This is a genomic window from Lyngbya sp. CCY1209 (assembly GCF_035615495.1).
Lineage (GTDB): Bacteria > Cyanobacteriota > Cyanobacteriia > Cyanobacteriales > Microcoleaceae > Limnospira.
In genome coordinates this window covers 1-12,482 of record NZ_JAJENU010000654.1, presented here as the reverse complement: position 1 = coordinate 12,482, position 12,482 = coordinate 1, and the positions used below count along the sequence as shown (strand labels likewise).

Sequence of the window (12,482 nt, the reverse complement as noted above, 5' to 3'; positions counted from 1 at the left end):
AAAGGGGGGAGTCAGGGGGGAGTCAGGGGGGAGTCAGGGGGGAGTCAGGGGGGAGAAGAATTCAAAGTCCCTCTGAGCAAGGGAAGAGAAGGATTCAAAGTCCCCCTTTTTAAGGGGGATTTAGGGGGATCGCCAATCATCATATTTAACCGATCAACGTCCCATGCAGCCTACCGATACCGAAGTTGAATTTAAACTCATTCCAGATGTCGCCCACCCGGATTTTGAAAGGGCGATCGCACTTTATCGAGACACGTTTCCGCCCCGGGAACGCATCCCCATCCCTCGGGTGAAGTCAGCAGTGGCATCGGGACGGACTCAACTTTGGGCGGGCTATTATCAGGGGGAATTGGCGCTGATGTCGATTGTCGAACCCTTGCCGATATCGGGTTTTCTGTTGTTGGGTTATTTGGCGACAAACCCGCAGTTTAGAAACCTCAAACTCGGCTCCCGATTTTTGCAATATATTATCGATGGGGCGAAACGGGAGTCGAAGTCGTTGGTTTTGGAAGTCGAGCATCCGGATTTTGGGGGCGATCGCGAATTAAAAGAACGCCGGATCGGATTTTATCGGCGATTTGGCGCGAAAATTCTCGGAGATATCGTCTATATTTTACCGCCTTTGGACGGTGGCAGTCAAGCCACGGAAATGATGTTGATGGTCATTCTTTGGGGCGATCGCAATACATTATCCAAAACCACCGTTCAACAATTGATACGGGAATTGTACGTCGAGGTTTATCGCCGCCATCCGGACGAACCGATTTTCAATTGGATCGAGGATATTCCAGAAGAAATTGACTTGGTTTAGCTAGGTTTATCCCGTTGCCGGGATTCATTGGTTTGAAAGTCTTCAAGAATGTAGTTGGCTTTGATTGCCTTCAACAACGGTTTCAATCCCGTTGCCGGGATTCATTGGTTTGAAAGAGATAGAGAGGATTGGAGAATTGATAAATCCCGTTTGAACGTTTCAATCCCGTTGCCGGGATTCATTGGTTTGAAAGCGCGGGGTTTGCCCGTATTGCGGTGGGTTCCACTGAAGGTTTCAATCCCGTTGCCGGGATTCATTGGTTTGAAAGCATAGCCAGGACTTCCTAGCTTCTCGATGTTTGCTGTGTTTCAATCCCGTTGCCGGGATTCATTGGTTTGAAAGTTTAATTGGGATATCAGCGACGAACAAATTGATAAGACAAGTTTCAATCCCGTTGCCGGGATTCATTGGTTTGAAAGCGCCATTCGGAGAGTCCCCCGGCTCGGAATGCCGCGATGTTTCAATCCCGTTGCCGGGATTCATTGGTTTGAAAGTCCTGCGGACGAACGAGTTATTTTTGGAAAATTCAATGTTTCAATCCCGTTGCCGGGATTCATTGGTTTGAAAGCGATTTAATGTAGAGTTTGGGGAGGCATTTCGGAATGTTTCAATCCCGTTGCCGGGATTCATTGGTTTGAAAGCGCCGGGGCGATGCTATTCTTTGCCAGAGTTTTAGGGGTTTCAATCCCGTTGCCGGGATTCATTGGTTTGAAAGTTTAACAAGAAACTTTTGGAGAAAAACCCGAAAGCACAGTTTCAATCCCGTTGCCGGGATTCATTGGTTTGAAAGCAAAAAAAGGCTACATGGACGTGAAGTTTAAGCTGTAGTTTCAATCCCGTTGCCGGGATTCATTGGTTTGAAAGTCCATCCTCTGTAACCCCGATGAATGGGCGTTTCCAGAGCCGGTTTTGGCGGACCCGATCGCGAATGGGCGTTTCAGCCATCGCCGATCGCCCATCCGCCGGAACCCAAAACGCTGAAAGTATTCAGTTGTCGAGGTTCTGGCGATTTGGCGGACCCCCCGGGGAAATCGACCGAGCTTCGGTCCGCCAAATTTTGTATGGTATTAGCATATCACAGATCCCCTACTCCGAGTCGAGGGGTTGCAGATAATTTTCATAGGCCTGCCTCAACTCCTCCCGCAACCGGTCTGCCAGCCACTCGGGTTCGAGTACCCGGACATTTTTGCCGTAGTGGAGGATGCGCTGTCGGAACCAGAACAGTTGATCTTCGCGGGTTTCGAGGATCTGATAGTTGCGATCGCGGTTCCGTTCCACCACCTTTTCATGGTCGCGGCGGGGTTTGTAGGTGGCCAGGGGGCCGCTCATCCGGTAGCGAATTTTGAGGGAGGGAAAAAAGGATCGCTTCCAACGGATACCGGAGGGCTCCCCCACCTTTTCGATGCGGTCAATTCGGAAGATGCTATTTTGTTCGACGGGGTGGGACCTCTTATAGTCCGGGACGAAGGCGAACAGGTACAACATCCCGTCGTGAAGGCGAAATTCCGAGCGGTCTAAATCCACCTGGGAGATCTTGCCACTGCTGCCACAATAGCGGATGGCGTAGCATTCCTGTTGGGCACAGCGGTCCTGGAGTTGATCCGCGATCGTTCTGAGACGTTCCTCGCCGTAGTCCGCCGGCGGACAAAAATCCGGTTTCAGATCCGGCGGGGCGTCGGAGGCCTTCAACCGCCCTAACCGCAGCAGTTGTTCCCCTTGGGTGGAAAACCCAACGCTGTCGAGCAATTTCGCGGCCATATATAAGGTCTGCCGCTGGGGGAGGGAGAGGATGACGGGAAAGTTGGACTCGATCAATTTGTAGGGACGCGAGGGGGCACTTTCGATCGCGAACCCGCAATCGTCCCGCAGTTCCCGCATCAGCCGACTCAGCTTTTGGTGCCGGTCGCCTTGTCGGAAAAAACTGTCGAGGGCGGCGATGAGATCGTCTCGCTTGTAGGGCTTTTCCGCCAAAAGCCTGAGCACTTCCAAAGCGAGGGCAATGTGACTGTAACGCACGGACCCGAATTAAAAGGACGCTACCCGATCCAATTTTACGCGATCGCACCCGCCGAGCCCGTCACCCGGCTTGAAATCAATTTTCCTTGCCCATCCCACCCGCCTTGAAATCAATTTTCCGTCTCCATCACACCCGCCTTGAAATCAATTTCAAGGCTAATAGCACAAGTCCACTCAAGTGGACTAATGAAGGTTGTTGGGGGGCGATCGCACCCCGCCACACTCTTCAATCCTCTTAAGAGGATTTTCGCTATTAGCTTGGGAATTGATTCCCAAGCGGGTGATGAGGTGGGGAATTGATTCCCAAGCGGGTGATGAGGTGGGGAATTGATTCCCAAGCGGGTGATGTTGGCTACCGGACAATGGCGATTCGGGTTGGGAAACGGTTTGCGATCGCACCCGCCGAGCCCATCCCACCGGCCGGGAAATGAATTTTCCTTGCCCATCCCACCGGCTTGGAAATGAATTTTCCTTGCCCATCACACCGGCCGGGAAATCAATTTTCCTTGCCCATCACACCCGCCTTGAAATCAATTTCAAGGCTAATAGCAAAAGTCCACTCAAGTGGACTCGTTTACAGGCAAGATGCCCGTTCTACCTGTTTTTGGAATGGCTCGACGAGTTGTTGTCATATATTGACTTCAACTTTCTGAGTCGGGGTCATAACATGGAAAATATCGAATCAATCAAACCGGTGAAAGTCAAACTCAAACCCCTATTCTCAGAACTCAACACCGGCTCGGAAAACTGCCCCTTGAAGTGTGGCGCCCGCTGCCGCATCCGCCAGCGGGCGCCGAAGCTGAAACCCCCTCCGGGCTGCGCCTGTCCCCTCTCCTCCCACCAGGCGAAAACCTACGCCGCCGTCATGTCCGGGGAGGCGGAAGTCATCTTCAATAAAGGCGCCACGGGGGACGGAAAATCCCTGGGCGGGAGCCTGCCCAGTTTGCTCAATCCGGAAATGCGGATGATGGGTTTGTACCCGACCGTCGAACTGGTGGAAGACCAAACCCGACAACAACAAGTGTATCACGAATTGTTTGATTTGGATGCGGAAACTCGGATCGATCGCCTCTACGGGGAGGAACTCAACCGCCGGGTGCGGGAAGAGTCGAGTCGCAAATTTGACGAGTTGCTGACGGCAATTTATCACCGTCCGGTATTGCTTACAAACCCGGATATTTTCCATTTAATGATCCACCACCGTTACATCAATCCGGCTATCGATCGCGCCCAATTGCCCCTGATTCTCGCCGAGTGGCCGGACTTGTGGGTGTTCGACGAATTCCATATTTTTGGCCCCCACCAAGAGGCTGCGGCCCTCAACAGTTTGACCTACATCCGCCGCACCCAGCAGCGTCCCCGCCGGTTTTTATTCACTTCGGCAACGCCGAAACCGGACTTTATCGAACAGTTGCGAAAAGCGGATTTTAATATTGCGGAAATTGATGGCGTTTACAGCGGTAAAGAAAAACCCGGATATCGCCAAATTTTACAACCTGTCAATTTGGAGTTTGTCAATTTAAGCGAGGGAAATTCTGTCGATTGGCTGGCGGAGTCCGCCCCGATGTTGGAAGCCCTTTTGACAGCGGAAAATCGCGGCCGGGGGTTGATTATTCTGAATGCGATCGCCTCGGTTAATCGGGTGGTGGAAAAACTCTCGCAAGCCCTGCCGGGGGTGTCGGTTCGGGAAATCAGCGGCCGCATCGATCGCCGCACCCGCCGGAGGCTTCAGGAGGAGTTGCAGACGGCATCCCAGCCGGTGTTGATTGTGGCGACTTCTGCGGTGGATGTGGGGGTGGATTTTCGCATCCATTTGTTGGTGTTTGAAAGTGGGGATGCTGCTACAAATATCCAGCGGTTGGGGCGGTTGGGGAGACATCCGGGCTTCTCGGATTATCACGCTTTTATTTTGATTCCCGGCCGCACGCCTTGGGTGATGGAGAGGTTGAAAGAGGCGATAAAACCCGAGGAACCTGTGGAGCGATTGCAACTCCAGGAGGCGATTATAGAAGCCTTTGAAGCCCCCAAATCCTTCGCGGAATATCGACAGCAATGGGGGCCGCTTCAAGCCCAGGGAATGTTGGCGATAATGACGCAGGGTAAAGTTGGTGAAACGGTGCGCGATCGCATGACAGCGGACTTGGATCGGGTGTATCCTGGACGGTTGGAGGGGGCAAAAAAACGCTGGTATGGCATGGGAAATGATCCCGTCGGCAAGGCGACTCAAAGGGAATTGTTGCGGTTTCGGGGGGGTAGCAGCCTGCAAGCGGCGGTGTGGGAGGAGTCGCGGTTTTACACTTACGATCTGCTGCGGTTGTTGCCCTATGTGGCGGTGGAATTGTGCGATCGCGAAACGTTTTTGGAGGCGGCAAAAACCGCCGGTTACAGCGATTTCTCCTTTCCCGAAACTTACATCCAAGTTTATCTGAAAGTGCTAGAATGGGTGGAAGAACGGATTAATTTAGAACTCAAAACCAACCGAGATAGCGACGAGTTAAACCCCTGCGAATTGTCCCTGTTGGATAAATTGTCAATTGCGGGACATCCCCAACCCGAGGTGAGTCGTTGTTTGCAGCGTCGCAAGTTGCTGGCGTTTCTCGTTCCCGTCGATCGCAATAAACCCGGAAGCCATTGGGATGTCAGCCGAAAATTGCGTCTCAGTCCCCTATTTGGATTGTACCGCATTACGGATGCCGGGGGGCAAGCCTACGCCTGCGCTTTCAACCAAGATGCCTTGTTATTGGAGGCGTTGAAATGGCGGCTGCGGCAGTTTTGTCGCCAACAACCGAAGTCGATTATTTTCTGAGGGTTTGCCGCATGGCTACTTTATTACAAACCTTATTGATCGAAACCTTGCCGGAGGACTGCGATCCGATTTTAAGCCGGTATTTCGAGACGATATTGCCCGCGATGGAACGGGAATTTGGGGGCGTTTCTGCCCTCGGCGGTGCGGAATTGTTTCATTATGAAATGTTGCTGAAACAGGGAGATTCATACGCGGATGATAAATCAAAACAATGGAGTCAAAAACCCGATCAAAATCTCTGCGTCCACGTCCTGAATGCCTTGTTAATCGGGTGGACATTGGCGGAACGGAACAATATCGTTTTATCGGATATTGAAAAGTGCCTATTCTGTCTGGGAATTACCCTCCACGACTACAATAAATATTGCAACGGGGACGGGGAGGCGGCGCCGAAAGCCTACGAAATCCCCGAAATCCTCGCCCTCTGCGAAGCGATGGGGGAAACCCTCAATTTTTCCGAGTTTTGGCAAGACTGGAAATCCTATCTTTCCGATATCGGTTTTTTGGCACAAAACACGCAATTCAAATGTGGCACGAATCCGATACCCAATAATTGGCCGAAATTTAAACTGCCAGATTCGCGGCGGTTGACACATCCCCTTCGCTATCTTTTGGCGTTCGGCGATATTGCCGTCCATCTCAACGATCCTGGGGATATTATAACAGAAAAAGGGGGCGATCGCCTACGGGAACATTTGAAATTTTTAGGTATTTCAAAAACCTTGGTTTATCACCGCCTGCGGGACACCTTGGGAATCCTCACCAACGGCATCCACAACGCCACCATTTATTACACCGAACAATTGGATTGGCAACCGCTGATTTACTTTGCCCAAGGTGTGGTTTATTTGGCTCCCAAAAAATATGAATCCCCCGATCGCGTATCTTTAAATAATTTCATTTGGGAACAGATCAGCGCCCTGCTTTCTGATAGAATGGGAGGGGGTGAGATCGGCTTCAAGCGGGACGGCAAGGGGTTGAAAATTTCCCCCCAAACCTCGGAACTGTTGCCGTCTAGTCAACTGATTTTGCAGCTTCCCACCGTCATCGAATCCCAGGTCAAAAATGCCAAAAATCCGGCGACTCCCAAACGACTGGATAAACTGCTGGATAACGGCAAATTGACTCAATCCGAACGGGAGGAATTGCAACGGGGGGCGGATTTGCGGAGCGATCGCATCGCCGAATTGATCCTGTTGGTGCAGCGGGAATTTTTCCCCCAGTGCGAGGCGTTCGTCCCCTGGATATTGGAAGCTTTGGAAGTGGGCGATCGCCTGACTCCGGAAGACATCCAAATCGTCATCGGCGGGGTGAATTACGGCTGGTATCGGGCGGCGGCGTTGTGGGTTGCCAAACACGCCACATTTGACGACCATCAGGTAATCGAATTTATGGGAAAACTGGCGGAAAATTTGGTCGAGTGGGCGGAAGAAAATCAGCTATTTCCGGAACATGATAGTCCGACGCGATCGGTGTTTGAAGACTATCTAAACTCTTATTTAGATGTCTCGGGCTGGGAAACCCAACTGCCCGATTTTTCCCAGGAGTTAGAAACCTACACCAAGGCAAAAACCAAATCTGCAAAACACCCCATCTGTTCCCTGAGTGGGGGCGAGTTTCCCTCGGAAAAACAACTCGATTCCGTGGTCTTGTTCAAACCCCAACAGTACAGCAATAAAAATCCCCTGGGGGGACGACAAATCAAGCGGGGTATTTCCAAAATTTGGGCGCTGGAAATGCTGCTGAGGCAGGCGTTATGGTCGGCGCGGGCGGGCAAATTTGAAGAGTCGCACCCGGTTTTTCTGTACATTTTTCCGGCCTACGTTTACGCCCCCCAAGTCGCCCAGGCGATCCGCCGTTTGGTGGAACAATTTAAGTCGATCAATTTGTGGGATATCCGCAAAGTTTGGCTGGAAGGGGGGATGGATTTTGAAGGTTTGCAAAATCCGCAGTTGCTATTAGAAAAACCGGAAGCCGGACGGACGGCGAAACCCCGATATTCTTCCCCAGATTTGCCCTTTATGGCGACCCTTTACACCACAACTCGGGGCTCGACGGTAACGGAAGCGTGGATACAGCCGGCATTTTTGGCGATCGCACTTTCGCGGCTGTTGGGGGTGCGGGTGGTGGCGACGGCCAGCAATGTCCCGCTGTATGACGGCGATCGCGAATTTTTGGCCTCCGTGGTGCTCGACGGTCCGGCGGGGTTTTGGTCGCTTTTGCACTGTCCGACATCGGTGCGGGTCCAGGAACTCGACGGGGTGCTGGCCCGGTTGCTGGTGGCCTACAGCCTCCACCTCGACAACCGCAGCAACCCCCCAGATGCCCGCTGGCAGGCGTTTAACGGCACGGTTCGGGAGGTGATGACCGATGTTTTAAACCTGTTTGCGATCGCCGCCGAGGGGTTGCGACGGCACAAGCGGGAGCCCTATCCAGACGAGGTGAAACGCTATTGGAATTTCGCACAAATTTGGTCTAAAGGAAATACAAACATGGAAGAAAAATTGCAACTGATTTCTCGAATTGTGGAAGACTATCGCAGTTTTTATCGCGTCAATGTCTCCGACTCCAGCCACGCGATTTTACTGCCCCTTTCTAAAACCTTGGAAACCATCCTTTCGGTTCCCGTCCAGGTGGAAACAGAAGATCTGATTTTGCAAGCCGCCGGACAGTTGAAAGATGCCATCGATCGCCAACCCCCCTACACCCGCCCCATTTTGATGGATAAATCCCTCGATATCGCCACCCGCCAGGAACGAGAATTGCGGGCGATCCACCAGTTTGTGAAAACCTGCGTCGAGGATTTATTCGGCGGGCTCTATCGGGGCGATCGCGCCCTGTTGCAGGAAAACCGCAACCGGATCAAATCCGGTGCGGAATTCGCCTACCGCTGGCTGGCGTTGCAGGAAAAAACGGCGGCCACCCAACCCACTGTCAAATAGTGTTGTCAACTTTCACAATTTGGAGTATCACCGACATGAGTCTGTTAGAAAAAATTGCCGACGAATTACTCGGACATTTTCCCCGCATCGCCTCCGGCAATTACATCCATTTTCTGGTGCTGCGACACAGCCAATCTTTCCCCGTTTTCCAAACCGATGGCGTACTGAATACCGCCCGCACCCAAGCTGGGTTGGAAACCCGGGATAACATCAGCCGCCTGGTGCTGTTCAAACGGAAACAAACCACCCCCGAACGGCTGTCGGGGCGGGAATTGTTGCGATCGCTCAACCTCACCAGCGACGATCCGGATGCGGAGAATTACTGCCAATACAATGGCGAAAATTCCTGCAAAAAATGCCCCGACTGTATTTTATACGGATTTGCGATCGGCGACAGCGGTTCGGAGCGATCGAAAGTCTATTCCGACTCGGCATTTTCCCTCACCCCCTACGAACAATCCCACCGCAGTTTCACGTTTAACGCCCCCTCGGAAGGGGGAACAATGAGCGAAGGGGGAAAAATGCGAACGGCGATCAACGAGTTAGATCACGTCCTGCCGGAAGTGACATTTCCGACGGTTGAATCCCTGCGAGATTCCACCTACGAAGGATTTATCTATATGCTGGGAAACCTGCTGCGAACCCGCCGCTATGGCGCCCAGGAGTCCCGCACGGGAACGATGAAAAATCACATTTTGGGCATCATCTTCGCCGACGGGGAAATTTTCAGCAATCTCTATTTCACCCAGGCACTTTATGACGTTTTTAAGTCCGATTTATACGCCCCAATTGCCGACATTCGGGGACAAGCCAGCCCAGTCATCGATCGCCTATTGCAGGAGGAACCCGTGCGAATTTCTCACCAATTTATGGGTTCGGAACTTGACGAACTGTTGCGGGAAGTTTCCGCCATTTACCAGGACGAAACCCGCCTCACAGAGGTGATGTCAACCCTCTACGAACAAACCCAAACCTACGCGCAAATGTACGGCGCGAATTCGGGGACTAAGAAGAAGGGGAGAAAATAGCATCTTAAAAAATGAAGGCAGGCACGGAGGCACTGCCCCCACGATTTTCTGATGGGAATGTGGGGGCAACCGTCTCCGGTTGCCTCCTAAAACATCCTCCGGTTGCCTCCTAAAACATCCTCTGGTTGCCTCCTAAAACATCCTCTGGTTGCCTCCTAAAACTCAAAAAAAGCTGAAGGCAGGCACGGAGGCACTGCCCCCACCGAATTTCTGATGGGAATGTGGGGGCAACCGTCTCCGGTTGCCTGCTACAATATCCTCCGGTTGCTTGCCAAAATATCCTCCGGTTGCCTCCTAAAACATCCTCCGGTTGCCTCCTAAAACATCCTCCGGTTGCCTCCCAAAACTCAAAAAAGCTGAAGGCAGGCACGGAGGCACTGCCCCCACGAATTTCTGATGGGAATGTAGGGGCAACCGTCTCCGGTTGCCTGCTACAATATCCTCCGGTTGCTTGCCAAAATATCCTCCGGTTGCCTGCCCCCAAAATGCCCTAATGAGATCAAAATCATGGTATTATATTACTGTCGATTAACCTTGCACGATAACGTTTTTTTCGCGACTCGGGAAATGGGAATTCTCTACGAAACCGAGAAATACCTGCACAATTGGGCGCTCAGTTACGCCTTTTTTAGCGGTTTTTACATTCCCCTGCCCTATCACTTGCAGGGCGATCGCGCCCAAAATCCCTCCTATTTGAACCGCGATCGCGAACAAAATTTGATTTCCCTCAACTCCGACAACCTCTACATTTTCCCCGCCTTTCCCCTGCGGTGGTCTTATCAAATAAACACCTTCAAAGCAGCCCAAACCGCCTATTATGGAAAATCCAAACAATTCGGGGAAAAAGGGGCCGATCGCAACTACCCGATCAACTACGGACGCGCCAAAGAATTGGCCGTCGGGAGCGAATATTGCACCTTTTTGATCGCCCCCGAATCCTTCGAGATTCCCCGCTGGATACGGCTGGGAAAATGGATGGCAAAAACCAAAGTCACCGCCGCCGCCATTCCCGAAACGGCCTTAAAATCGCGATCGGGAACCTACGTCTGCCGCCACCCCCTCAACCCCATCGACTTGCCGCCCCAGCAGCAACTCAAACTGTACGATCGCATCGTCATGCCCCCCGTCAGTTTGGTCGCCCAAGCCCAAATCGAGGGCGATTATTGGCAACTGGAGGGGGAAACCTGGGATGAATTCAGGCGACAATTTCCCGAACTGGAAAAAACCGTTTATCTTCCCAACAATACCCGTTACGGAGGCTAAAATATTGGCTATTTTTCTCAACTCCCACCCCTTACAATCCATCGTCGTCGAACTCAGCGCGATGGAAAGCGGCCACCCCCCTGCAACCCTCGGACGCGCCATCCACGCCCAGATTTTGAAGTGGATACAATTGGGCGATCCGCAGTTGTCCGAACGGATTCACGCCGGCCAAAGTTCCCCCCTCAGCGTATCCGGATTGATGGGAAATCGCCGCCAACCCAAAACCCAAGCGGGCGATCGCTTTTACTTCCGCATTGGCATCATAGACGGAACAATTATTCAACCCCTATTGACGGGAATCGAACGCTGGGAAACCCAGGAAATTGTGTTGGGAAAATTCCCCTTCGTCGCCACCAAATTTTCCATGTTTCGCGACAGCCATTCCCTGGCGGAATCTTCCTCCTATGAAAGTTTAGCACAATCTCCCATCATCAAACCCACCATTCAGTTAATGTTTCACTCCCCCACCAGTTTCAAACAGAAAGATAAAATCCAGACCTTTCTACTGCCGGAACTGGTCTTTTCCAGCCTGCACCGCCGCTGGAACCAATTCGCGCCGGAAGCCCTGCATTTTTCCGAAGTGGAGTGGGAAGGTTTGGTGTCTGCCTACGAGTTAAAAACCCACGCTTTGCGCTTGGAAGGCGGGGGAGAAATCGGCGCCCAAGGTTGGATTCGCTATCGGTTCCCGGACGAAGAACAGGCGCAAATTGCCTCAATTTTGGCGCGGTTCGCCTTCTTTTCCGGCGTGGGCCGCAAAACCACAATGGGAATGGGACAGGCGAAAGTTCAGCTTCCCAAACCCCACAAGTAGCACGGGCATCCTGCCTGTCATCACAAGCTAGAAGCTTGTGCTACGCGATTTTAAATTATTAAAAATTGGAGTATTTATCGTGAATGACGATTATTTGCCCCTGGCATATTTGAATGCCTGGGAATACTGCCCCCGGCGATTTTACTGGGAATATGTCCTCGGAGAAATGGCGGATAACGAACATATTTTGATGGGGCGATATCTGCACGACAACATCAACGAACCGGGAGAAAGCCACCAAGGCGATACCCTCATCCGCCGCCAGCAGTGGGTTTGGAGCGATCGCCTCAAAGTCAACGGTATTATTGACGCGGTAGAAGAACGGGAAAATAAGTTGATTCCTTTGGAATATAAAAAAGGTCGAATTTCCCAACATTTAAACGACCATTTCCAACTCTGCGCGGCGACGTTATGTTTGGAAGAACGGCTGACCGTTTCCATTCCCTACGGCGAGATATTCTACCACGGAAACCGCCGCCGCCAGCGGGTCGATTTCACCCCCGAATTGCGACAGATGACCGAAAGCGCGATCGCCCTTTCCCGCGAGAGTGTGGATGGCGCGATGCCGCCCCCAATTCGCAATTCCAAAAAATGCCGGGATTGCAGTTTATTGGGGATCTGTTTGCCGAAGGAAGTCAAGCTGTTGCGCCAACCCGTCTCGTCCACTCAAAGTCCCCCTTTTTAAGGGGGGAGAATTACTAAAAGTCCCCCTTTTTAAGGGGGATTTAGGGGGATCGTTTCCCATTGATAAGAAACAGAAGATCCCCCCCAGCCCCCCTTGGAAAGGGGGGAGAATCAATCAAAG

General features: G+C 52.1%; 8 protein-coding genes and 1 CRISPR repeat array. Of the genes, 7 read left to right on the top strand and 1 reads right to left on the bottom strand.

The annotated features are described in order from the left end of the window. The first annotated feature begins 163 nt into the window (after positions 1-163). Complete coding sequence (locus LKE08_RS26970) at positions 164-811, top strand: GNAT family N-acetyltransferase (RefSeq protein WP_324707389.1); 648 nt, start codon at positions 164-166, stop codon at positions 809-811. Between the two features lie 2 nt (positions 812-813). After that, positions 814-1,675: direct repeats of the CRISPR family, unit length 37 nt; unit sequence GTTTCAATCCCGTTGCCGGGATTCATTGGTTTGAAAG. Between the two features lie 222 nt (positions 1,676-1,897). Here LKE08_RS26970 and LKE08_RS26965 read toward each other — a convergent pair. Continuing rightward, complete coding sequence (locus LKE08_RS26965) at positions 1,898-2,827, bottom strand: WYL domain-containing protein (RefSeq protein WP_324707388.1); 930 nt, start codon at positions 2,825-2,827, stop codon at positions 1,898-1,900. Between the two features lie 667 nt (positions 2,828-3,494). Between LKE08_RS26965 and cas3 the strand changes: the two genes are divergently transcribed. The 6 genes from cas3 (at position 3,495) to cas4 (ending at position 12,362) form a co-directional block, all read left to right on the top strand. Further along, positions 3,495-5,633, top strand: a complete 2,139-nt coding sequence (gene cas3, locus LKE08_RS26960; protein ID WP_324707387.1) for a type I-D CRISPR-associated helicase Cas3' — start codon at positions 3,495-3,497, stop codon at positions 5,631-5,633. An 11-nt stretch (positions 5,634-5,644) separates the two neighbouring features. After that, positions 5,645-8,575, top strand: coding sequence for a type I-D CRISPR-associated protein Cas10d/Csc3 (gene cas10d / locus LKE08_RS26955; protein ID WP_324707386.1), 2,931 nt, complete (start codon positions 5,645-5,647; stop codon positions 8,573-8,575). Positions 8,576-8,610: 35 nt separating this feature from the next. Then, positions 8,611-9,603 (top strand): type I-D CRISPR-associated protein Cas7/Csc2, encoded by a 993-nt coding sequence (gene cas7d / locus LKE08_RS26950; RefSeq protein WP_324707385.1) that lies wholly within the window; start codon positions 8,611-8,613, stop codon positions 9,601-9,603. Positions 9,604-10,110: 507 nt separating this feature from the next. Next, positions 10,111-10,866: a type I-D CRISPR-associated protein Cas5/Csc1 gene (gene cas5d, locus LKE08_RS26945; RefSeq protein ID WP_324707384.1), complete on the top strand. Its 756-nt coding sequence runs from the start codon at positions 10,111-10,113 to the stop codon at positions 10,864-10,866. A gap of 4 nt (positions 10,867-10,870) precedes the next feature. Continuing rightward, positions 10,871-11,677 (top strand): CRISPR-associated endoribonuclease Cas6, encoded by an 807-nt coding sequence (cas6, locus tag LKE08_RS26940; RefSeq protein ID WP_324707383.1) that lies wholly within the window; start codon positions 10,871-10,873, stop codon positions 11,675-11,677. Positions 11,678-11,756: 79 nt separating this feature from the next. Beyond that, complete coding sequence (cas4, locus tag LKE08_RS26935; RefSeq protein ID WP_324707382.1) at positions 11,757-12,362, top strand: CRISPR-associated protein Cas4; 606 nt, start codon at positions 11,757-11,759, stop codon at positions 12,360-12,362. Positions 12,363-12,482: the final 120 nt, after the last annotated feature.